Annotated in this window: 22 protein-coding genes; 13 read left to right on the top strand and 9 right to left on the bottom strand. The window is 60.3% G+C overall.

The annotated features are described in order from the left end of the window. Positions 1–34: 34 nt before the first annotated feature. Positions 35–808, bottom strand: a complete 774-nt coding sequence (ybfF, locus tag RRF55_RS21685; RefSeq protein WP_004152229.1) for an esterase — start codon at positions 806–808, stop codon at positions 35–37. Positions 809–991: 183 nt separating this feature from the next. Here ybfF and seqA point away from each other — a divergent pair, with 183 nt between their 5' ends. Genes seqA through RRF55_RS21700 form a run of 3 tightly spaced genes read left to right on the top strand, consistent with a single transcriptional unit; the run spans position 992 to position 3,705 of the window. Then, positions 992–1,540: a replication initiation negative regulator SeqA gene (seqA, locus tag RRF55_RS21690; RefSeq protein WP_002894771.1), complete on the top strand. Its 549-nt coding sequence runs from the start codon at positions 992–994 to the stop codon at positions 1,538–1,540. 32 nt (positions 1,541–1,572) lie between these two features. Beyond that, positions 1,573–3,213 (top strand): phosphoglucomutase (alpha-D-glucose-1,6-bisphosphate-dependent), encoded by a 1,641-nt coding sequence (gene pgm, locus RRF55_RS21695; protein ID WP_002894773.1) that lies wholly within the window; start codon positions 1,573–1,575, stop codon positions 3,211–3,213. 54 nt (positions 3,214–3,267) lie between these two features. Further along, entirely contained in the window at positions 3,268–3,705 is a 438-nt protein-coding gene (locus RRF55_RS21700) for a hypothetical protein (protein WP_032414678.1), read from the top strand. On the opposite strand, the gene kdpE is transcribed toward RRF55_RS21700, so the two are convergent. Genes kdpE through kdpF form a run of 6 tightly spaced genes read right to left on the bottom strand, consistent with a single transcriptional unit; the run spans position 3,687 to position 11,472 of the window. Next, complete coding sequence (kdpE, locus tag RRF55_RS21705; RefSeq protein WP_002894776.1) at positions 3,687–4,364, bottom strand: two-component system response regulator KdpE; 678 nt, start codon at positions 4,362–4,364, stop codon at positions 3,687–3,689. The two genes, RRF55_RS21700 and kdpE, sit on opposite strands and share 19 nt — an antisense overlap. Then, complete coding sequence (kdpD, locus tag RRF55_RS21710) at positions 4,361–7,048, bottom strand: two-component system sensor histidine kinase KdpD (protein WP_032414679.1); 2,688 nt, start codon at positions 7,046–7,048, stop codon at positions 4,361–4,363. Before kdpD ends, kdpE begins: the two co-directional genes overlap by 4 nt. Continuing rightward, the gene (kdpC, locus tag RRF55_RS21715) at positions 7,049–7,624 is read right to left on the bottom strand and encodes a potassium-transporting ATPase subunit KdpC (protein ID WP_004142248.1); all 576 of its coding nucleotides are present in this window, start codon (positions 7,622–7,624) and stop codon (positions 7,049–7,051) included. A 10-nt stretch (positions 7,625–7,634) separates the two neighbouring features. After that, on the bottom strand, positions 7,635–9,683 hold the full coding sequence (gene kdpB / locus RRF55_RS21720; protein WP_004147607.1) for a potassium-transporting ATPase subunit KdpB: 2,049 nt from the start codon (positions 9,681–9,683) through the stop codon (positions 7,635–7,637). A gap of 20 nt (positions 9,684–9,703) precedes the next feature. Then, a complete protein-coding gene (kdpA, locus tag RRF55_RS21725) occupies positions 9,704–11,383 on the bottom strand; it encodes a potassium-transporting ATPase subunit KdpA (RefSeq protein WP_004142245.1) in 1,680 nt (559 codons plus the stop codon). Next, complete coding sequence (gene kdpF / locus RRF55_RS21730) at positions 11,383–11,472, bottom strand: K(+)-transporting ATPase subunit F (protein WP_020323459.1); 90 nt, start codon at positions 11,470–11,472, stop codon at positions 11,383–11,385. Before kdpF ends, kdpA begins: the two co-directional genes overlap by 1 nt. 306 nt (positions 11,473–11,778) lie before the next feature. Here kdpF and RRF55_RS21735 point away from each other — a divergent pair, with 306 nt between their 5' ends. Then, positions 11,779–11,988, top strand: a complete 210-nt coding sequence (locus RRF55_RS21735; RefSeq protein WP_004142243.1) for a DUF2517 family protein — start codon at positions 11,779–11,781, stop codon at positions 11,986–11,988. 183 nt (positions 11,989–12,171) lie between these two features. Next, complete coding sequence (gene phrB, locus RRF55_RS21740; RefSeq protein ID WP_021312502.1) at positions 12,172–13,614, top strand: deoxyribodipyrimidine photo-lyase; 1,443 nt, start codon at positions 12,172–12,174, stop codon at positions 13,612–13,614. On the opposite strand, the gene dtpD is transcribed toward phrB, so the two are convergent. Then, a complete protein-coding gene (gene dtpD, locus RRF55_RS21745; RefSeq protein ID WP_021470147.1) occupies positions 13,586–15,064 on the bottom strand; it encodes a dipeptide permease DtpD in 1,479 nt (492 codons plus the stop codon). The genes phrB and dtpD overlap by 29 nt on opposite strands. Before the next feature lie 267 nt (positions 15,065–15,331). Here dtpD and RRF55_RS21750 point away from each other — a divergent pair, with 267 nt between their 5' ends. The 8 genes from RRF55_RS21750 (at position 15,332) to nei (ending at position 21,665) form a co-directional block, all read left to right on the top strand. Continuing rightward, entirely contained in the window at positions 15,332–16,075 is a 744-nt protein-coding gene (locus RRF55_RS21750; RefSeq protein WP_004176858.1) for a type 2 GTP cyclohydrolase I, read from the top strand. A 14-nt stretch (positions 16,076–16,089) separates the two neighbouring features. Beyond that, a complete protein-coding gene (gene pxpB, locus RRF55_RS21755; RefSeq protein WP_004176857.1) occupies positions 16,090–16,746 on the top strand; it encodes a 5-oxoprolinase subunit PxpB in 657 nt (218 codons plus the stop codon). Continuing rightward, entirely contained in the window at positions 16,740–17,672 is a 933-nt protein-coding gene (gene pxpC / locus RRF55_RS21760; protein ID WP_004147614.1) for a 5-oxoprolinase subunit PxpC, read from the top strand. The genes pxpB and pxpC overlap by 7 nt, the downstream gene beginning before the upstream one ends. After that, positions 17,662–18,405, top strand: a complete 744-nt coding sequence (pxpA, locus tag RRF55_RS21765) for a 5-oxoprolinase subunit PxpA (RefSeq protein WP_004176856.1) — start codon at positions 17,662–17,664, stop codon at positions 18,403–18,405. The genes pxpC and pxpA overlap by 11 nt, the downstream gene beginning before the upstream one ends. Positions 18,406–18,486: 81 nt before the next feature. Continuing rightward, positions 18,487–19,212, top strand: a complete 726-nt coding sequence (locus RRF55_RS21770; RefSeq protein ID WP_002894928.1) for a DUF969 domain-containing protein — start codon at positions 18,487–18,489, stop codon at positions 19,210–19,212. After that, the gene (locus RRF55_RS21775) at positions 19,209–20,204 is read left to right on the top strand and encodes a DUF979 domain-containing protein (RefSeq protein WP_021470144.1); all 996 of its coding nucleotides are present in this window, start codon (positions 19,209–19,211) and stop codon (positions 20,202–20,204) included. The genes RRF55_RS21770 and RRF55_RS21775 overlap by 4 nt, the downstream gene beginning before the upstream one ends. A gap of 9 nt (positions 20,205–20,213) precedes the next feature. Next, the gene (pcp, locus tag RRF55_RS21780; RefSeq protein ID WP_004183438.1) at positions 20,214–20,858 is read left to right on the top strand and encodes a pyroglutamyl-peptidase I; all 645 of its coding nucleotides are present in this window, start codon (positions 20,214–20,216) and stop codon (positions 20,856–20,858) included. Between the two features lie 15 nt (positions 20,859–20,873). Next, positions 20,874–21,665: an endonuclease VIII gene (gene nei, locus RRF55_RS21785; RefSeq protein ID WP_002894935.1), complete on the top strand. Its 792-nt coding sequence runs from the start codon at positions 20,874–20,876 to the stop codon at positions 21,663–21,665. Between the two features lie 90 nt (positions 21,666–21,755). Here the strand turns inward: nei and gltA are convergent, their stop codons facing one another. Next, positions 21,756–23,039: a citrate synthase gene (gene gltA, locus RRF55_RS21790; protein WP_002894943.1), complete on the bottom strand. Its 1,284-nt coding sequence runs from the start codon at positions 23,037–23,039 to the stop codon at positions 21,756–21,758. Positions 23,040–23,175 lie beyond the last annotated feature (136 nt).

Genomic DNA, 23,175 nt, shown 5'->3' on the forward strand with positions numbered 1-23,175 from the left:
CATTCTGCGGCGCGGTCGGGCATATTTTAGCCAATCAGGCGGCGATGCTCGTCAGATAGCGGCGGATGGCGCGTAACACCGCCTCGGGTTTCTCAGCATGGACCCAGTGTCCGGCGCCGGCGATGACGTGGGCCCGGGCCTGCGGGAACTGGGCCAGCAGCGCGTCGCGGTAGGCGTCGGTCACATAGGGCGAGTTGCCGCCGGGAATAAACTGCGTCGGGTGCGGCCAGGCCGGGATGGTTTCCCAGCCGACGATATGCGGATACTGGTCCCACAGCACCGGCACGTTGAAGCGCCAGTCGCCGTCGACGAATGATTTCAGCAGGAACTGAATCACGCCTTCTTCCTGCAGGTGCTCGCGCATCACCTGCGCCGCCTGCTGGCGGGTGCTGGCGGCGGATTCGCTGACGGCGCGGATAGCGGCGAAGATCTCATCATGGCGGCGAACGTGATAATCCACCGGCGCGATATCGATCGCCACCAGACCGCTGATGCGTTCAGGCGCCAGGGCGGTAAGCGCCATTACCGCTTTCCCGCCCATCGAATGGCCGATAAAGGTGGCGCGCTCGATCTGGTGCGCGTCGAGCGTATCAAGCAGATCCTGCGCCATGGCGGGGTAGGTCATCTCTGGCGACCGCGGCGACAAACCGTGGTTGCGCATATCGACCTGCACAATATCATGGTCGGCGATCAGGTCGCGGGCGAGGATGCCCAGGTTGTCCAGGCTGCCAAACAGACCGTGGACCAGCACGATCGGGGAGTGGTTGTGCGGATTCTGTGCAGATTGCGCTCGGCTATTTAATTTCATGGCAAAGTTCTTTTTTTCGCTCCGTCGGGTTAGGGTATTATGTTGGACATTCTGCCATCCGGCTGCAAGACCCAGAAGTTTTCTGAGTTTTACCGCCATCCTGGTTTGACGCTATCCGCGGTTGGGATTTGTACTTATAATCCCAACGGTTTGTATTCAGAAAAGATATCGCACTGGATTAAGATGAAAACAATTGAAGTTGATGATGAACTCTATCGCTATATTGCCAGCCACACTCTGCATATCGGCGAGAGCGCATCCGACATTTTACGGCGTATGCTAAAATTTTCCGCCGTTTCCCAACCGGCTACACCGGTCAGCAAAGCCGCGCCGACGCTGGCGCCAGCGCCTGTCGCTGAGGTGAAACCCGCTAACCCGGTGAAAGATAAAGTCCGCGCCATGCGCGAGATGCTGTTATCTGATGAATACGCCGAGCAGAAGCGCGCGGTGAACCGTTTTATGCTGGTGTTGACGACCCTCTACTCCCTGGACAGTAAAGCATTTGCCGAGGCCACCGAGTCTCTGCACGGCCGCACGCGCGTTTACTTCGCGGAAGATGCGCGTACGCTGCTGAAAAGCGGTAATCAGACCAAACCGAAACAGGTTCCTGGTACACCGTGGTGGGTGATCACCAATACCAATACCGGCCGTAAATGCAGCATGATTGAGCACATCATGCAGTCGATGCAGTTCCCTGCGGAGCTGATTGAAAAGGTTTGCGGCACGATCTAGCTTTTTAACATTTGCACCAGAAGGATCAGGCAATGGCAATCGATAAACGTGCGGGGCAGCCTGCGCAACAGAGTGATTTGATTAACGTCGCCCAACTGACTGCTCAGTACTACGTGCTGAAGCCTGAAGTCGGTAATGCGGAGCATGCGGTAAAATTCGGCACCTCTGGCCATCGCGGTAGCGCGGCGCGCCACAACTTCAACGAACCGCATATCCTGGCCATCGCCCAGGCCATTGCGGAAGATCGTGCGAAAAACGGGATCACCGGTCCGTGCTATGTCGGCAAAGATACCCACGCCCTCTCCGAGCCGGCGTTTATTTCGGTGCTGGAAGTGTTAACCGCCAACGGCGTCGACGTGATCGTGCAGGAAAACAACGGCTTCACCCCGACGCCGGCGGTCTCCAACGCGATTCTGGTGCATAACAAAAAAGGCGGTCCGCTGGCGGACGGCATTGTGATCACCCCGTCACACAACCCGCCGGAAGATGGTGGTATCAAGTACAATCCGCCAAACGGCGGCCCGGCTGATACCAACGTCACCAAAGTGGTGGAAAACCGCGCCAACGAACTGCTGGCCGCGGGCCTGCAGGGCGTGAAACGCATTTCTCTGGACGCGGCGCTGGCTTCTGGCCACGTTAAAGAACAGGATCTGGTGCAGCCGTTCATCGAAGGGCTGGCGGATATCGTCGATATGGCCGCAATCCAGAAAGCCGGCCTGACGCTGGGCGTCGATCCGCTGGGCGGGTCCGGTATCGAATACTGGAAACGCATTGGCGAGCACTACAAGCTCAATCTGACCATTGTTAACGATCAGGTGGATCAGACCTTCCGCTTTATGCACCTCGATAAAGACGGCGCCATCCGCATGGATTGCTCCTCAGAGTGTGCGATGGCCGGCCTGCTGGCGCTGCGCGATAAGTTCGATCTGGCGTTTGCTAACGACCCGGATTACGACCGCCACGGGATTGTGACCCCGGCGGGGTTGATGAACCCGAACCACTACCTGGCGGTAGCGATCAACTACCTGTTCCAGCATCGTCCGCAGTGGGGCAAAGAGGTGGCGGTGGGTAAAACGCTGGTCTCCTCCGCGATGATTGACCGCGTGGTGAACGATCTGGGCCGCAAGCTGGTGGAAGTGCCGGTGGGCTTTAAGTGGTTTGTCGACGGTCTGTTCGACGGCAGCTTCGGCTTCGGCGGCGAAGAGAGCGCCGGGGCCTCCTTCCTGCGCTTCGACGGCACGCCGTGGTCCACCGATAAAGACGGCATCATCATGTGCCTGCTGGCGGCGGAGATCACCGCGGTGACCGGGAAAAACCCGCAGGAGCATTACAACGAACTGGCGGAACGCTTCGGTGCGCCGAGCTACAACCGTCTGCAGGCTTCCGCGACCTCCGCGCAGAAAGCGGCGCTGTCCAAGCTCTCTCCGGAAATGGTCAGCGCTGACACCCTGGCGGGGGATCCGATCACTGCCCGTCTGACCGCGGCGCCGGGCAACGGGGCGGCGATTGGCGGCCTCAAGGTGATGACCGACAACGGCTGGTTCGCGGCGCGTCCGTCAGGCACCGAAGACGCCTACAAGATCTACTGCGAAAGCTTCCTCGGCGAAGAGCATCGCAAGCTGATTGAAAAAGAAGCGGTAGAGATTGTCAGCGAAGTGCTGAAGAACGCTTAACGACGCACTACCATCAGGCCCCTTGCGGGCCTGATTTTTTTCGCAAGGATAGCGATGAAAATACAACGGAAGTCCCTGTTTTTGTTCTGGGCGTGGATGGATCTCTTTTTCGTCCTGCAATTCTTATGGTGGAATATTGCCCACCGCCGCCTCCCTTTTTACGACGATCTGCTGGCTTATCTCCAGCTGCTGCACACCTGGGGCTCCGCGGCGGTCTGGCTGTACCCGCTGAATGTTCTGCTGATTATCAGCATCCCGCTATCGATGATCTTTTTTTTCCGCCAGAGCCGCTATGCGCTGTGGCTGGCCTGGGGGCAGGCGCCGCTCAGGCTGCTGTTTATGCAGCCTTCGCTATCGCTGGGCCTGTGGCTGATTCAGGCTGCCGGCGTCCGGCATGTAGCGATCCTGTCAGGCTTTCTGCTGCTCTCTGAAGGGCTGAAAATCGCCAGCCTCTGGTACTGCAGAGGCGGGATTCAGGGCATAAAGCGATAGCCAATCCCGGTTTCGGTCAGCAAATGCTGCGGCCGTGCCGGATCGGCCTCCAGCTTTTGTCGCAGATGACCCATATAGATCCGCAGATAGTGGCTGTGCTCCACGGCGTTAGGCCCCCACACCTGATTCAGCAGCTGGCGCTGGGTAAGCACTTTGCCGGGATTATTCAACAGCGCCGCCAGCAGGCGAAACTCGATAGGCGTCAGGTGGATCTCTTCGCTGCCGCGCAGGATGCGGCGGGCGGGGATATTGACCTCCAGGTCAGCGAAGCGCACCACCGGCTCATCGGCCTGCGCCGCGCCGTGGCGACGCAGCGCGACGCGCAGGCGGGCCTGCAGCTCGCCGATGCCAAAGGGTTTACTTAAGTAGTCATCGGCGCCGGCATCCAGGGCGGCAATTTTGTCATGCTCTTCGCTACGCGCTGACAGGACGATAATCGGCATCTGGCTCCACTGACGCAGGTCGCGAATAAAATCAATGCCGTCACCATCCGGCAGGCCGAGATCGAGGATCGCGAGGTCGGGCTTACGGGTGGCGGCTTCAATCAGCCCACGCTGCAGGGTTTCCGCTTCAAATACGCGCATGCCGTCGGCTTCCAGCGCGGTGCGCAGAAAGCGTCGGATAGCGTGTTCGTCTTCGATAATCAGAACGTTAATCACAATTCCTCAGGTAGCTCTTCCAGTTCAGGGGGCGTTTCTCCCGGCAGTGTAACACGGAATGAGGCGCCGCCCTCGGGCCGGTTGCTGGCGGAGATGGTCCCGCCGTGGACGTCGACGATGGCCTGACAGATGGCAAGGCCCAGCCCGACGCCAGGGATCGCCGACTCTTTGTTGCCGCGGGCGAATTTATCAAAGATAGTCTGTTCCTGGCCTGCCGGGATCCCTGGACCGTTATCCCATACCTCCAGCGACAGCTGCCGGGCGTCCGCCTCGGCGCGAATGCCGATGCTCGCCCGGGCGCCGGCATACTTATGGGCATTTTCCAGCAGGTTGATCAGCACCCGCTCGAACAGCGGCCCGTCGACATGCACCAGCTGGAGGGGATCGGGTAAATCCAGCTGAATATGCTGGCCGCCGAGGCTTGGCTCGAGCATGCGCAGCGCGCTGCCGACCACTTCCTCCAGCGTCAGCCACTCCTTATGCAGATTAAAGCCGCCGGACTGGATCCGCGCCATATCCAACAGATTGTTCACCAGCCGGGTGGTGTTGAGCACATGCTGGCGGATTTCGTTGGCCTGCGGGGCATGTTTTGAACCTTCGCTGGCCAGATCGAGGGTCAGAATTTCCGCCTGGCCAAACAGCACGGTCAGCGGAGTACGCAGATCGTGCGACAGGGCGGCGAGCAGCGAGTTACGCAGGCTTTCCCGCTCGCTGGTCAGACGGGCCTGCTCTTCGCTGGCGGTCAGGGTGAGGCGCTCCAGAGCGCTGGCCACCAGCAGGGTAAAGGTCTCCAGCAGCCGCTGCTGCTCCGGGATCATCAATTGGCGCAGATTCTCCGGTTCCACCACCAGTAGTCCCCAGGTGCGGGCGGCGCTCTTCAGGGGCAAGATCTGATACGGCACGCCGGGCAGGGTATCAGTGCCGGCGCCGGCAGGTTGGCCCTTATCAAAGCTCCAGCGGGCGATGGCATCATCCCACGGGGTCAGCCCTGGCTGGTGGGTTAAGGGCAGCAGTTTTCCCTGGGCGTCCGGGAGCAGCAGCTGGCTGCGGGCCTGAAAGGTGGAGGCGATAAACCGCTCGCTGGTGGTGGCGATATCCTGCTGGCTACGACCCACCGCCAGCGCTTTAGACATCTCATACAGATGGCGGGTACGGCGTTCACGGTAGCGCGCCACCCGCGCCTGGTAGCGTACGCCGGCGGTGAGGTTGCCGATAAGCAGGCCCACGGTGAGCATCACGCCGAAGGTGAGCAGATACTGGACATCCGACACCGCCAGCGTCCCGCGCGGGGCGACAAAAAAGAGATCGAAGCTGATGACGTTGATCACCGTCGCCAGCACCGACGGCCAGCGGCCATAGACCAGGGCGATGAGCACCACCCCCAGCAGATAGAGCATCACCAGGTTGGCGGCTTCGAAGGCCATCAACCACTGCATGGCCACCAGGGTAATGATGGCGCATAGCGCCACCGCCACCGCGCAGCCCTGCAGCTGCAGGCGCCATTTCTCCAGCGCCGGACGGCTGTCGCTGGCGCGTGCGGCAAGGGGGAAGGGTTTCTCATCGAGGGCGATCACCACCAGATCGAGGTCCGGCGCATGGCGAGCCAGACGATCGGCGAAGCCGCTGCGATCCCACCAGCGGCGCTTGCTTTGGCGGCCAATGACGATTTTGCCGAGGTTATGTTCGCGGGCGTAATGGAGGACCGCTTTCTCTTCCGACGGGTCGGAGAGGGTGGCGGTTTCGGCCCCCAGCTCCTGGGCCAGACGCAGCGCGGCGAGAATAGCCCGCCGCCGGCCTTCCTGCAGCCGGTGCAGGGAAGGGGTCTCGACATACACCGCATGCCAGACGCTGCCCAGGCGGGCGGCGAGCCGGGCGGCGGCGCGCACCAGCTTTTCGCTGCCGGTGTTGTGCCCGATACAGAGCAGGATCGCATCGCGGGTGTGCCAGACTTTCTCCTGGCCCTGACGGTCGCGCCAGGCGCGCATCTGCTCATCGACGCGGTCGGCGGTGCGGCGCAGGGCCAGCTCGCGCAGCGCAATCAGATTGCCCTTGCGGAAAAAGTTTTCGATAGCGCGCTCGGCCTGGCCGCCGATGTAGACTTTGCCCTCATTGAGCCGCTGGCGCAGATCGTCAGGGGGGAGGTCCACCAGCACCACGTCGTCCGCGGCGTCAAAGAAGGGATCGGGAACCGTCTCCCGCACCTGCACGCCGGTGATCCCGCTGACGACGTCATTCAGGCTTTCCAGATGCTGGACGTTAACGGTAGTGAAAACATCTATCCCGGCCTCCAGCAGTTCATCCACATCCTGCCAGCGCTTTGGATGGCGGGAGCCTGGCGCATTGCTGTGCGCCAGCTCATCCACCAGAATCAGCGCCGGACGGCGGGCGAGGGCGGCGTCGAGATCGAACTCATAGACGTACCGCCCGCGATGGGCAAGCCGCCGCGGCGGCAGGGTGCTCAGGCCCTGCAGCATCGCGGCGGTCTCTTTACGGCCGTGGGTCTCCGCCACGCCAATCAGAATATCCAGCCCCTGGGCGCGCAGCCGCTGCGCTTCCGCCAGCATCGCCCAGGTTTTCCCCACCCCGGCGCAGGCGCCAAAGAACACTTTCAGTTTGCCGCGATGCGGGGCGGCGGTGTGCTGCAGCAGGCGGTCAGGGTCCGGGCGCAGCGGCTCGTCACTCATTTACTTATCCTTCAGGGCATCCAGCGCCATATTGAGTTGCAGTATATTGACCACCGGCTGGCCAAGGAAGCTCAGCAGCGGGGTTTGTGTGGCCTGATTCACCAACTGGGTTACCTGCTCAACGCTCAGCTGGCGCGCTTGAGCCACCCGGGGCACTTGCCACAGCGCGGCGGCCGGAGTCAGGTTGTTATCGAGACCGCTCGCCGAGGTGGTGACCAGTTCGACCGGCACCCGCGGGTCGGCGTCCGGGTTGGCGGCGCGCAGGGCCTGCACGCGCTCGCTCACCGCTTTATCCAGCGCCGGGTTGCTGGCGGCGAGGTTGCTGCCGCCAGAGGCCATGGGATTATCCGCCGTCTCCGCGGTGGCCGACGGGCGGCCCTGGAAATAGCCTGCGGCGGTGAAGTTCTGGCCAATCAGCGCCGAGCCGCGCACTTCACCGTTCAGGCGGATCAGCGAGCCGTTGGCCTGTGAGTTAAACCACCATTGTCCCAGGCTGGTGGTTAGCAGAGGATAGACGCCGCCGGTGAGCAGCGTTAACAGAATAAATAGCACAAGTGCCGGACGAATCAATGACATAGTTTGTTCCTCACACCAGACCACTCAGGGTCAGCAGCAGGTCGATGGCTTTAATACCGATAAAGGGCACCAGCAGACCGCCGAGGCCGTAGATCCACAGGTTGCGGCGCAGCATCGCCGAGGCGGAGAGCGGGCGATAGCTGACGCCTTTCAGGGCCAGCGGGATCAGAAAGACGATGATCAGCGCGTTGAAGATAACGGCGCTGAGGATCGCCGATGAGGGCGAATGCAGGCCCATCACGTTCAGCATGGCCAGCTGAGGATAGACCGCGGCAAACGCCGCCGGAATAATGGCGAAATATTTCGCCACGTCGTTGGCAATACTGAAGGTGGTCAGCGAGCCGCGCGTCATTAACATCTGTTTGCCGATATGGACCACCTCAATCAGCTTGGTGGGGTTGGAATCCAGGTCGACCATGTTGCCCGCTTCCTTCGCCGCCTGGGTGCCGGAGTTCATGGCCACCGCCACGTCGGCCTGAGCCAGCGCGGGCGCGTCGTTGGTGCCGTCGCCGGTCATCGCCACCAGCCGACCTTCCGACTGGTACTGGCGGATCAGCGCCAGCTTGGCTTCCGGCGTCGCTTCGGCGAGGAAATCATCGACGCCGGCCTCGGCGGCGATCGCCGCGGCGGTCAGGCGGTTATCGCCGGTGATCATCACCGTTTTAATGCCCATTTTGCGCAGCTGGGCGAAACGTTCTTTGATGCCGCCTTTGACGATATCTTTGAGCGCAATAATCCCCAGCACCTTTTCGCCTTCGGCGACCACCAGCGGCGTGGCCCCCTGGCGAGCGACCTCTTCCACCTGTTTATCGACATCGGCAGGGAAGTGGCCGCCGTTGGCCTCCACGTGGCGGCGAATGGCGTCCACCGACCCTTTGCGGATCATGCGCTGATCGATATTGATGCCGCTCATCCTCGTTTGCGCGGTAAAGGGGACAAAGGTGGCGTGCAGCGACTGCAGATCGCGTTCGCGCAGGTTAAAGCGCTGTTTCGCCAGCACCACGATGCTGCGCCCCTCAGGGGTTTCATCCGCCAGCGAGGAGAGCTGGGCGGCGTCGGCGAGGGTTCGCTCTTCCACGCCGCGAGCCGGCAGGAAGGCGGAGGCCTGGCGGTTGCCGAGAGTAATAGTCCCGGTTTTATCCAGCAGCAGAACATCGACGTCGCCAGCGGCTTCCACCGCGCGGCCGCTGGTGGCGATCACGTTGGCGCCGAGCATACGGCTCATCCCGGCGACGCCGATGGCCGACAGTAGCCCTCCGATGGTGGTCGGGATCAGGCACACCAGCAGGGCGACCAGTACGGTAACGCTGACCGCATTGCCGCTCCACGCCGAGAAGGGCCAGATGGTGGCGGTGGCCAGCAGGAACACCAGCGTCAGGGCGATCAGCAGGATCGTCAGGGCGATCTCGTTCGGCGTTTTACGGCGCTGGGCGCCTTCCACCATGGCGATCATCCGGTCGAGGAAGGTTTCTCCCGGGTTCACGCTGCAGCGGATCACCAGCCAGTCGGAGAGAATGCGTGTCCCGCCGGTCACCGAGGCAAAATCGCCACCGGATTCACGGATCACCGGGGCAGATTCGCCGGTAATGGCGCTTTCGTCCACCGAGGCGCCGCCTTCGATGACTTCGCCATCGCAGGGGATAATATCCCCGGCTTCCACCAGCACCACGTCGCCTTTGCGCAGATCTTCCGCCGGCACGTGGTCGACCGGCGCGTCATGCTGCGGGGCGCGCAGTTTGCGGGCGAAGGCCGTTTTTTTCACCCCTTTCAGGCTGTTGGCCTGGGCTTTGCTGCGGCCTTCCGCCATCGCTTCGGCAAAGTTGGCGAACAGCACGGTAAACCACAGCCAGATACTGACGGCGGCGGTAAAGGTGGCGCTACCGGTCAGGGCGCCGCCAGCCATGGCGATCGCCAGCAGGGTAGTTAACAGACTGCCCACCCAGACGATAAACATCACCGGATTGCGCCATTGCACCATCGGGCTGAGTTTTTTCACGGCATCCAGCAGCGCCTGGCGCACCAGCGTCGGCTCCAGCAGGGCTAATTGTTTGCGACTCATAACAGGGTGCTCCGCATCGCTCAAAGTAAGGAAAAGTGTTCAGCCAGCGGGCCAAGCGCCAGCGCAGGAATAAAGGTCAGGGCGCCCACCAGCAGCACGGTGCCGATCAGTAAACCGATAAACAGGGCGTCGTGGGTGGCCAGGGTGCCGGGGCTGGCCGGTTGAATTTTCTTCGCCACCAGCGAGCCGGCGATGGCCATCACCGGAATGATGACGGCGAAGCGGCCGACCAGCATGCAGAACGCCAGCAGCAGGTTCCAGAACGGCGTCGCCGCGCCCAGGCCAGCGAAGGCGCTGCCGTTGTTATTGGCCGCCGAGGTGACGGCGTATAGCACTTCGCTAAAGCCGTGCGGTCCAGGGTTGAACATCCCGGCGCGGCCGGCGTCGGTCATCATCGCCAGCGCCGTGCCAAGCAGCACCAGCGTCGGGGTGACCAGAATGGCGAGGGCGATCATTTTCATTTCCCGGACATCGATTTTCTTCCCGAGGTACTCCGGGGTGCGGCCGACCATCAGCCCGGCGATAAATACCGCCAGCATAACGAACAGCAGCATGCCGTACAGGCCCGAGCCGACGCCGCCGAATACCACTTCGCCAATCTGCATCAGCCACATCGGCACCATGCCGCCCAGCGCGGTGAAGGAGTCATGCATGGCATTGACCGCGCCGCAGGAGGCGGCGGTGGTGATCACCGCGAACAGACTGCTGGCGAGAATACCGAAGCGACTCTCTTTTCCTTCCATATTCAGGCTGCTGTCGGCACCCAGCGTCAGCAGATGCGGATTGCCGCGGGTCTCCGCCCACATCACCACGGCGACGCAGAGGATAAAGATCAGCGTCATTGCCCACAGGATGGCGCGTCCCTGACGCCGATCGCTTACCACCTCGCCGAAGGCGAAGCACAGCGCCGCCGGGATCAGGAAGATCGCCAGCATCTGCACGAGATTGGTCAGCGCGGTCGGGTTTTCAAACGGATGGGCGGAGTTGGCATTGAAGAAACCGCCGCCGTTAGTGCCCAGCAGCTTAATCGCTTCCTGTGAGGCGACAGGCCCCATCGGCAGCAGCTGGTGCACCCCTTCGAGGGTGGTAAAGGGCTGGTAGGCCTGCAGATTCTGCGGCACGCCCTGCTGAATAAAGAACAGGGCCACCAGCAGAGAGAGCGGCAGCAGCAGCCACAGGGTAATGCGCGTCAGATCGACCCAGGCATTGCCGAGGGTCGACATTTTCTGCCGGGCGAAGGCGCGGGTCAGGGCGAAGACCACGGCGATGCCGGTGGCGGCGGAGAGGAAATTCTGCACCGTCAGGCCGACCATCTGGCTGAGATAACTCATGGTGCTTTCGCCGGCGTAAGCCTGCCAGTTGGTATTGCTGACAAAGCTGATCGCGGTATTGAGCGCCAGATCCCATGACAGCCCCGGCAGGTGCTGCGGGTTAAACGGCAGCACGCCCTGGAGCATCAGCAGGGCAAACAGCGCCAGGCCGCCGAGGGCGTTAAACAGCAGGAGCGCCAGCAAATACTGCAGCCAGCCCATCTCTTCGGCGCGGATCCCGGCCACGCGCCACAGGACGCGCTCGACCCCGGCCAGGCCGGGAAGCGGGATATCGTTCACCATTCTTGCCAGACACATCCCCAGCGGGCGCGCCAGCACCAGCAATACCAGCAGATAGCTGGCTAATAATAAAAATCCCTGGGCAGCCATCAGAATGCCTCCGCATGTATCAAGGCATAAACCAGATAAGCCAGTAACAGGAACACCAGCCCAACGCCAGTGAGTACGCCTGCAGTCACAATCCACCTCCGGGTGTGTTTTCGATTTACCTGGAGGATAGAAATTACGGCGCAAAGATTTCGCAAAAATCCGCGGGTGCGGTGTAAAAAAAGTATAAAAATGACAAAGGCACAAATTAACTGATGGTTAGTATTAATTTAACTTTTTCGTAACTAATTTACGTGGCGAATGTAAATTAAGTATAAATACGTGCTTTTTAGTGGTCGGATGAGTAGTAAAATTACAAGCAGAGCGGTATTATTTTGCTCAGACAAACATGATTAATTTTACCGGCGCTGCTTGCCGGCCTGACAAAGGGGAGAGAAATGATGGCGTTGTACAAAGCTTATCCTGCTCATATTATTTTGCTGCGTCGTGCTTTCGCCGTCGTGGCTGGCGTCGCGGCGCTGCCGGTGATGCTGTTCTGGAAAGATCGCGCCCGTTACTACAGCTGGCTGCACCGGGTGTGGTCGAAAACCAGCGAGCAGCCGGTGTGGATGGCGCAGGCGGAGAAAGCCGCTCACGATTTCTATTAATCCTCCTGCTGCGAAGAAAATAACAAGACCGCCGGGTTGCCCCGGCGGTTTTTTTTCGCCGCTTGTCTACACTCGTTTTTATGCGCCGCCTTGGAATTGGCAGGTGCGTATTTTGCCGGAGCGCGCTATTTTTGCCGGCTTAGATCATAAGATGAGTATTGCTGACGGATAATAAGGAGTGATATGGCCACCCATCTGGTCTGGTTACGCACGGATTTACGCATTCACGATAACCTGGCGCTGGCTGCCGCCTGCCGCGATCCGCAGGCGCAGGTGCTGGCGCTGTATATCGCCACCCCGGGGCAGTGGCGTGAACATCACCTGGCGCCACGGCAGGCCGCTTTTATCACCAGCCATTTACAGAGTCTGCATGCCGCGCTGGCGGAACGGGGCATACCGCTGTGGGTAGAAGAGGCGGACGATTTTACCGCCAGCGTCGAACGGCTGGCCGATTTTTGCCAGCAGCATCAGGTCAGTCACCTGTTCTACAACTATCAGTACGAATTCAATGAACGCCAGCGCGATGCCGCCGTTGAGAACACCTTGCGCGACGTGATTTGCCAGGGCTTTGACGACAGCGTCCTGTTGCCGCCCGGCAGCGTACTGACCGGTGGCGGCGAAATGTATAAAGTCTTCACCCCGTTTAAAAATGCGTTTATTCGCCGTCTGCGGGACGGACTGCCGGCGTGCGTGGCGGCCCCGAAGCCGCGCCAGGCGCCTGCCCGCCAGGCGCCGCCGCTGCCTGAGCTTAACTACCCGCAAACGCCGTTCGACGGGCTGCTGTTTGCCGCGGATGAAAAAACGGCGCTGGCGCGTCTGCGCGCGTTTTGTCAGCAAGCGGCGGCGGATTACGAGGGGCAGCGCGACTTCCCGGCCGTGGAAGGGACCAGTCGCCTGTCGCCCTGCCTGGCCATCGGCGTGCTGTCCCCCCGCCAGTGCCTGCATCGTCTGCTGACGGAACATCCCGCCGCGCTGGACGGCGGAGCCGGCGCCACCTGGCTTAACGAGCTGATCTGGCGCGAGTTTTACCGCCATCTGATGGTCTACTATCCGAAGCTCTGTAAAGGGCGGCCATTTACTGCCTGGACAGATAAGGTCGCCTGGCGCGCAGAGGAGGCCGCCCTACAGGCCTGGCAGCGCGGGGAGACCGGTTTTCCAATTGTTGATGCCGCCATGCGCCAGCTTAACGCCACCGGCTGGATGCATAACCGGTTGCGCATGATTGTCGCCAGCTTCCTGACCAAAGATTTGCGCCTCGACTGGCGGGCGGGCGAGCGCTATTTCATGAGCCAGCTGATTGATGGCGACCTGGCGGCGAATAACGGCGGCTGGCAGTGGGCGGCTTCAACGGGCACCGACGCCGCGCCCTATTTCCGCATATTTAATCCCACCACCCAGGGCGAAAAGTTTGATAAACAGGGGGTGTTTATACGTCGCTGGCTGCCGGAGCTGGCAAAGGTGCCGGAGAAGGCCCTGCATCAGCCGTGGGCGTGGGCGGATAAACAAGGGATCACGCTGGACTATTCGCGCCCGATAGTTGATCACAAGCAGGCGCGGCAGGAGACGCTGGCGGCCTGGGAGGCCGCCAGAAAAGGAATTACTCCACCGCCAGACGGCGGGTCCTGACTTTCAGCGAATGATACAGCCAGATGACCAGCACCACGCCGACGCAGGCCAGCGCGCCCCAGGTGATCTGGCTGAAGACGGTAATGTAGGCGTCAATGGAGTAGTTCACCGCTCCGGCGGCGTCGAATGACGCCTGCGAGGTCTGGTCGGCGATAACGCCGGCCAGATAGTTGGCGATGGCCCCTGAGAGCAGCATATAAATACCGGTCAGCACCCCAGTGACACCCGGGATCTCAATGCGGGTGATCTGCGACATCGCGACCGGGTCGATAAACAGTTCGGCAAAGCCCATCACCGCCAGACCCAGCACCATCAGCGGCATGGACGACTGACCATAGGCCGCCGACCAGCGGGCGCTGAGGGTCAAAATGCAGAACCCGGCGCTCATCAGGCCCAGACCGAGGGCAAATTTCCCCCAGATGCGCACGGTACGATTGCCGTTCACGCTCTCTTTCACCAGCCACGCCAGCACCATCCCGCAGAGCATCACCGCGAAGGCGTTGATTGACTGGAACATAGCGGTAGGGACTTCGTAGCTCATGATATGGCGGTTAACGAAGCGGTCAATATACAGGCTGATGGAGCTCCCGCCCTGCTGGGCGAAGGCCCAGAACAGCAGGCTGAAGGCGGTCAGGACGACGATCAGGCGCAGATCCTTGCGCTGTTTATCGGTTTCGGCGCGCAGGTAGATCCGCGCCAGTACCGCGAGGCCAATGGCCGTGGCCACCATCAGGGCATACACCGACCACTCCTGCCAGAACAGTACCGCAATCAGCAGCGGGGCGGTAACCAGCAATACCAGCAGCCAGCCCCAGTTCGGCAACAGGAAGCGGCGTGCGCACAGCGCCTGGCGGTTGACGCCGGCGGTATGCTGGAAATGACGGTTGCCGCAGAGGAAAATCACCAGCCCCGCGACCATGCCGATGGCCGCCAGGGCAAAGCCCATCGCCCAGCTATACTCCTCCTGTACGTAGCCGCAGGCGATCGGCGCGATAATCGAGCCGATATTGCCGGCGGCATACATCAGCGAAAAGCCGCCATCGCGACGCGGATCGGCGGGTTCGTACAGCTCCCCCAGCAGACAGCTGACGTTGGATTTAAACAACCCGTAGCCGCAGACGATGATCGCCAGCGACAGGTACAGGAAAAGCGGAGCGGTTTCGCTGGCCCCGAGCACCAGATGGCCAATGGCCATCAGCAGCGCGCCGAGCATGACCGCCATCCGGTTGCCTAACAGCTTATCGGCCAGATAGCCGCCGAGGATCGGCGTCACATAGACCAGCGAACAGTAGGCGCTGAACAGGGCGTAGGCATGGTTATCGTCATATTTGAGCTGATTGGTGAGATAGAGGATCAGCAGGGCGCGCATGCCGTAAAAGCTAAAGTACTCCCAGATTTGCAGCGCCACGACGTAGTAGATCGCCCGCGGCTGCGATGATGTTGTCTGCATATGAAGTGTGTTTCCTGGCGTAAAGCGAAAGTCGATCGTTCTGCATGAATAGCGATTTATCAGTCATATTCATGGCTTGAGGGGCTTTCTGATTATTTAATATGCTTTATTGGTGCATAAATATACACTAATGCGCGGCGGGATGAATAGACAAATTGCGGGATTCGTTAAAAAGTCATGGTCAGTGACGGTAGCGGACTATCGACGACCCGAATGGATATGGTTATGTTATGCCTTTGTATAACCTGATTATCTGCTGGAGTGGCGATGAAAAATAGCGAACTGGAACAACTGATTAACGACAAGCTCAATAGTGCGGCCATCAGTGACTTCGCCCCTAACGGTCTGCAGGTGGAAGGACGCGAAACGGTGCACAAGATCGTCACCGGAGTGACGGCCTGCCAGGCGCTGCTGGATGAGGCCGTCCGTCTGCAGGCGGATGCGGTGATTGTTCATCACGGCTATTTCTGGAAAAACGAATCGCCAGTGATCCGCGGCATGAAGCGCCGTCGCCTGAAAACCCTGCTGGCCAACGATATCAATCTCTACGGTTGGCACCTGCCGCTGGATGCCCATCCGGAGCTGGGCAATAACGCGCAGCTGGCGCATCTGCTGGGGATTAACGTGCTCGGCGAAATCGAACCGCTGGTGCCTTGGGGCGAGCTGTCGATGCCGGTTTCCGGCCTCGAACTGGCCTCGTGGATCGAAGCGCGACTGGGGCGCAAGCCGCTGTGGTGCGGCGATACCGGGCCGGACACCGTCAGCCGCGTCGCCTGGTGTACCGGCGGCGGCCAGAGCTTTATCGACGCCGCGGCGCGCTTTGGCGTGGACGCCTTTATCACCGGCGAGGTGTCGGAACAAACTATTCACTCTGCCCGCGAGCAGGGCCTGCATTTTTATGCCGCCGGCCACCACGCCACCGAGCGGGGCGGCATTCGCGCCCTCAGCGAATGGCTGACGGAAACGACCGATCTGGATGTTACCTTTATTGATATTCCTAACCCTGCCTGACGGGAGAGAAGAAAGTGCAGCGAGCGCGTTGTTATCTGTTAGGTGAAACGGCGGTGGTCCTGGAGCTTGAGCCTCCGGTGACCCTGGAGAGCCAAAAACGTATCTGGGGCCTGACGCAGCGGTTGACCGATCGCGAAGAGGTGGTTGAAGTGATCCCGGGGATGAACAACATCACCGTTGTGCTGCGTCGTCCGCAGGAGATGGCGTGGGAGGCGATTGACAAGCTGCAGCGCTGGTGGGAAGAGAGCGATGCGCTGGAGCCGGAATCCCGTGAGATAAGTATCCCGGTTATCTACGGCGGCGAGGCGGGACCAGATCTTGGCGACGTCGCGCGCCATAGCGGGTTGAGCGAAAAGCAGGTGGTCGAACTGCACTCTTCGGTGGAGTATATGGTGTGGTTTCTGGGTTTCCAGCCGGGGTTTCCGTATTTTGGCGGCCTGCCGGAGCAGCTGGCGATGCCGCGTCGCGCCGAGCCGCGCGTACTGGTACCGGCGGGATCCGTCGGTATCGGCGGATCGCAAACCGGTATTTATCCGCTGGCGACGCCGGGCGGCTGGCAGCTGCTGGGGCGCACGCCGCTGGCATTATTCGATCCAAAACGTGAAGAGCCGGTGCTGCTGCGTTCCGGCGATCGCGTGCGCTTTGTGCCGCAGAAGGAGGGGGTATGTTGAAATTTATCCGTGCCGGCATGTATACCTCGGTACAGGATGGCGGCCGGGAAGGCCAGCGCCAGTGGGGGATTAGCCGCTGCGGCGCGCTGGATAAACCGGCGATGACCATTGCCAATCTGCTGGTGGGCAATGCGCCGGAGGCGGCGGCGCTGGAAATTACGCTGGGTCAGATCGATGTGCAGTTTACCCGCCACTGCTGGTTCGCGTTGACCGGCGCCGCCTGTGAAGCGACGCTCGACGGCGCGCCGGTCTGGTTGGGCTGGCGAATGGAGGCGAAGGCCGGGCAGCGGCTGGTGCTGAAAAATCCTCAGCATGGGATCCGCAGCTATCTGGCGGTCGCGGGCGGTATTGATGTCCCTGAAGTTTTAGGTTCCCGCTCTACCGATCTGAAAGTCGGTATCGGCGGAATCGAAGGGCGCCGGTTGCAGGATGGCGATCAAGTGAAGATTGGGAAATCGTCCCGCCGCTTTAGCGCCTCGCGCGGCGTTAAACAGCTGCCGATAGGCAATATTATTCGCGCGCTGCCGGGGCCGGAGTATCACGAATTCGACAGCGTGTCGCAGGAGTCTTTCTGGCGCTCGCCGTGGAAGCTGAGTCCGCAAAGCAACCGTATGGGCTACCGCCTGCAGGGGCAGCCGCTCAGGCGCACAACCGACCGGGAAATGCTCTCTCATGGCCTGCTGCCCGGCGTGGTACAGGTACCGCATAACGGCCAGCCGATTGTGTTGATGAACGATGCGCAAACCACCGGCGGCTATCCGCGTATAGCCTGCATTATTGAAGCCGATATGTACCAACTGGCGCAAATTCCGCTAGGTCAGCCGATCCATTTCGTCCCCTGTTCGCTGGAGGAAGCGCTAAAAGCGCGCGCCGACCAGCAGCGCTACCTTGAACAACTGGCCTGGAGATTAAGCGATGAAAATTGATTTAAATGCCGACCTCGGCGAAGGCTGCGCCAGCGATAGCGCGCTGCTGCAGCTGGTCTCTTCCGCCAATATCGCCTGCGGCTTTCACGCCGGCGATGCGGTTCTCATGCAGCAATGCGTGCGTGAGGCGCTGAAAAACGGCGTCGCTATTGGCGCACACCCGAGCTTCCCGGACCGGGAAAATTTCGGTCGAACCGCGATGCAGTTACCGCCAGAGACGGTCTACGCCCAGGTGCTGTATCAAATTGGCGCGCTGGCGGCAATCGTACACGCCCAGGGGGGCGAGCTGCGGCACGTCAAACCGCATGGCATGTTGTACAACCAGGCGGCGAAAGAGCCGCCTTTGGCCGACGCTATCGCCCGTGCGGTGCGCGATGCCGACGCCGACCTGGTGCTGGTTGGGCTTGCGGGCAGCGAGCTTATCCGCGCCGGACAGCATTATCAGTTGACGACGCGCCAGGAAGTCTTCGCCGATCGCGGCTATCAGGCCGACGGCAGCCTGGTGCCGCGTAGCCAACCGGGCGCGCTGATTGAGAGCGAAGAGCAGGCGCTGGCGCAAACGCTGGAAATGGTGCAGCACAATCGGGTGCGCAGCCTGAGCGGCGAATGGGCGCATGTAAAGGCGGAAACGGTCTGCCTGCATGGCGATGGCGCTCACGCGCTCGATTTCGCCCGACGCTTGCGCGCCGCGTTTGCCGGGCGGAATATCGACGTCAGCGCGGACCTCGAGTAATAGTCCGCCTAAGTTATTAATAATAATTAAATCAAATAATTAACAACACTCACAATACTCACAACTGAACAGGACGTTATTATGCAAGAGGCGATATCCCTCTGGCCGCTAATCGGCATTGCCGTGATTGTGGTCGGTTTTGTATTACGCTTTAACCCGGTGCTGGTGGTGATTATCTCCGGGATCGTCACCGGCGTGGCGGCGCATATGCCAATAGCCACTATTCTGGAGAAACTGGGCGAGGGCTTCCTGAATACCCGTAATCTGCCGTTTATTCTGCTGCTGCCGCTGGCGGTGATCGGGCTGCTGGAGCGCCATGGTCTGAAAGAGCGGGCGCAGGCGTGGATCGCGAAGATCCATAGCGCGACCGCCGGACGTCTGCTGATCGTCTATCTGTTTGTGCGCGAAGCCACCGCCGCTCTGGGGTTGACCAGCCTCGGCGGACATCCGCAAATGGTGCGCCCGCTGCTGGCGCCGATGGCGGAGGGGGCGGCGGAAAAGCGCTTTGGCCCGCTGCCGGGCAATGTACGCTACCGCCTGCGCGCGATGTCGGCGGCGACCGATAACGTCGGGCTGTTCTTCGGCGAAGATATTTTTGTCGCCTTCGGCGCGATCATCTTCATGCACAACTTTATGCTGGAGTCGGGTGGGATCCAGACGGAACCGTTGCATATTGCCCTGTGGGGGATCCCGACGGCGATCTGCGCCTTTCTGATCCACGCCGCGCGCCTGTGGCGACTCGATCGCCATCTCCAGCGCGAGCTGGACCGGATAAACGCCGGACAGGCGAAAGGCGGTGCGGCATGAATTTCCAGCAAACCTATTTATACTGGCTGGCCGGCGCGGTACTGCTGGTCGTGGCTATCATGTCCTGGCGCGACAAAAGCAATCCGCGGCGTCTGACAACCGGTCTGTTCTGGGGCCTGTACGGGCTGGTGTTCTTGCTCGGCGACTGGACATATCAACTGGTGGGCGATAAGCGTACGGTGAATATCGCTGTCGGCGGGGTGGTGGTCATCCTGGCGCTGATCGCCGGTTTTGGCGGCGTGCGCCTCGGCAGCTACCATCAGCGTACCCAGGAAGAGAAAACCACCAGCGCGAAACGCCTCGGCAACAAACTTTTCTTTCCGGCGCTGGCGATTCCGGTCGTCACCGTCATTGGCGTACTGCTGTTTAACAATCTGCCCTCATGGCAGGTGGCGCTCTTCGGGCCGGGCAACCACGCGACGCTGATTACTCTGTTCTCGATGACTGTCGGTACGCTGATTGGCCTGGCGATGGCGATTCGTATGACGCATGAAACGGTAGCGCAGCCAATGCAGGAAGCGCGCCGTTTGCTTGATTCCGTCGGCTGGGCCTTTATCCTGCCGCAAATCCTCGCGGTGCTGGGGCTGCTGTTTACCGCAGCGGGCGTCGGAACCAGCATTTCATGGCTGACCGAGCACTATCTGGCGGTCGATAACCGCTTTATCGCCGTGGCTGTGTATGCCATCGGCATGGCGGTGCTGACAATGGTGATGGGCAACGCCTTTGCCGCTTTCCCGATTGTGACCGCCGGAGTTGGCATTCCGATTTTAGTCCTGCAGCACGGCGGCAATCCGGCGGTAATGGCGGCGATTGGTATGTTTTCCGGCTACTGCGGCACGCTGATGACGCCGATGGCGGCGAACTTCAATATTGTCCCGGCGGCGCTGCTGGAATTGCCGGATAAAAACGCGGTGATTAAAGCCCAGATACCGACCGGTATCCTGCTGCTTATCGTCAATGTATTCTTACTCTATTTCCTGATGTTCCTGTAAGGAGGGATGATGGCTGGCGTATTGATTACCGGTTTTGAGCCGTTCGGCGGCGAAACGGTTAATCCTTCATGGGAAGTGGTTAAGCAGCTGGATGGCATGATTATTCGCGGACAGCAGGTGGTGGCTAAACAGTTACCCTGCGTATTCGGCGAAGCGCTGACGGTGCTGAAGGCGGCGCTGGAAACCTATCAACCGCGGCTGACGATTGCCGTCGGACAGGCCGGCGGCCGTGTCGATATCACCGTCGAACGTGTAGCGATCAATGTCGATGATGCGCGGATCCCCGACAATAAAGGCCAGCAACCGATCGACGAGCCGATCGTCGCTAATGGCCCTGCGGCCTGCTTCAGTACGCTACCGATCAAAGCGATCGTCAGCGCGCTGCGCCAGCAGGGGATCCCGGCCTCGGTGTCGCAAACCGCGGGCACCTTCGTCTGCAATCACGTGATGTATGGTTTGCTGCATCAGCTGCAGGGAAAAAGCGGGCAGAAGGGCGGTTTTATCCATATTCCTTATCTGCCTGAACAGGCGGCGGCCCACCCGGGGCAGGCGAGTATGTCGGTCGCGACGGTACGCGCGGCGCTGGAAACGGCGATTGCCGTCGCCCTTGAACAGGATGACGATGTCAAAATTGGCGGCGGCGCCACCCATTAACAGAAGGATGACAGTATGCCGGAAGGTCCGGAGATCCGCCGTGCGGCGGATAAACTGGAGGCGGCAATCAAAGGCGAACCCTTAACCAACGTCTGGTTCGCCTTTCCTCAGTTGCAACCCTATCAAACTCAGCTAATTGGTCAGCGGGTGACCCATATCGCCACCCGCGGCAAGGCCCTGTTAACCCACTTCTCCGGCGGATTGACCCTGTATAGCCATAACCAGCTGTACGGCGTCTGGCGCGTGGTGGATGCCGGCGTTGAGCCGCAATCGAACCGCGTACTGCGCGTCAGGCTGCAGACCGCCAGCAAGGCGATTTTGCTCTACAGCGCGTCGGACATTGATATCCTCACGGCGGAGCAGGTTGCCAACCATCCGTTCTTGCTGCGCGTCGGACCGGACGTGCTGGACATGACGTTAACCGCGGAGCAGGTGAAAGCGCGGCTGCTGTCGGCCAAATTCCGCAATCGTCAGTTTTCCGGCCTGCTGCTGGATCAGGCTTTTCTTGCCGGGCTCGGAAACTATCTGCGGGTGGAAATTCTCTGGCAGGTGGGATTAAGCGGTAAGCGTAAAGCCGCTGAACTGAGCGACAGTCAGCTGGATGCGCTGGCGCACGCGCTGCTCGATATCCCGCGGCTGTCCTATCGTACTCGCGGTCTGGTGGATGACAACAAGCATCATGGCGCGCTGTTTCGCTTTAAGGTCTTCCATCGCGATGGGGAAAGGTGCGAACGCTGTGGGGGAATCATTGAGAAGACGACGCTCTCCTCGCGGCCATTTTACTGGTGTCCAGGATGCCAGCATTAAGCCGGCTGGCGGGCGATTTCAGCATGAAGCGCGTTATCAGGCATAAAAAAACGCGCCAGCAGGCGCGTTTTTATGATCCGGACAGTGAGATTAACGCTTAATGTCGGACTGGAAATCGCGTTTGGCGTAGCCGGTATACAGCTGACGCGGACGGGCGATCTTCATGCCATCGCTGTGCATTTCGTTCCAGTGCGCAATCCAGCCCACGGTACGCGCCATGGCGAAGATAACGGTAAACATGGAGGACGGAATACCCATCGCTTTCAGGATGATACCGGAGTAGAAGTCGACGTTCGGATACAGTTTCTTCTCGATGAAGTACGGGTCGTTCAGCGCGATATGCTCCAGCTCCATGGCCACCTGCAGCAGGTCGTCTTTGGTGCCCAGCTCTTTCAGCACTTCATGGCAGGTTTCACGCATTACGGTGGCGCGCGGATCGTAGTTTTTGTAAACACGATGGCCGAAGCCCATCAGGCGGAAAGAGTCATTCTTGTCTTTCGCACGACGAACAAATTCCGGAATGTGCTCAACGGAGCTGATCTCTTCCAGCATTTTCAGCGCCGCTTCGTTGGCGCCACCGTGTGCCGGTCCCCACAGGGAGGCGATGCCCGCAGCGATACAGGCGAACGGGTTAGCGCCGGAGGAGCCCGCGGTACGTACCGTGGAGGTCGACGCGTTCTGCTCGTGATCGGCGTGCAGGATCAGAATACGATCCATCGCGCGCTCCAGCACCGGATTGACTTCATACTCTTCGCACGGTGTCGCAAACATCATGCGCAGGAAGTTGCCGGCGTAGGAGAGGTCGTTGCGCGGATAAACAAACGGCTGGCCGATAGAATACTTGTAACACATGGCTGCCATGGTTGGCATTTTGGACAGCAGACGGTAGGCGGCAATCTCGCGGTGACGCGGGTTATTCACGTCGAGGGAATCATGATAGAACGCCGCCAGCGCGCCGGTGATCCCGCACATCACCGCCATCGGGTGGGAATCGCGACGGAACGCGTGGAACAGACGGGTGATCTGCTCATGAATCATGGTGTGGCGGGTGACGGTAGTTTTGAATTCGTCATATTCGGCCTGGGTCGGCTTTTCGCCGTACAGCAGGATATAACAGACTTCAAGATAATTAGATTCGGTCGCTAACTGGTCGATCGGGAAGCCGCGGTGCAGCAGGATCCCCTCGTCACCATCGATAAACGTAATTTTAGATTCACAAGAAGCCGTTGATGTGAAACCTGGGTCAAAGGTAAATACGCCTTTTGAACCAAGACTACGAATATCAATAACATCCTGACCGAGCGTGCCTTTTAGCACATCCAGTTCAATAGCAGTGTCACCACCCAGGGTGATTTTTGCTTTAGCATCAGACATTTATGGTCTCCTTAGCGCCTTTATTGCTTAAGACTGCCGGGTGGTGGATTTGCTTTCGGCCCGCGCCTGCATACGTTACCAGTTTGTTATGTTGCACACAGCTCTGCGTCAGCGAAAAGGGCAGGGTACAGAGCAA

The sequence above is a fragment of the Klebsiella sp. K47 genome (genome assembly GCF_051858335.1).
Taxonomy (GTDB): domain Bacteria; phylum Pseudomonadota; class Gammaproteobacteria; order Enterobacterales; family Enterobacteriaceae; genus Klebsiella; species Klebsiella pneumoniae.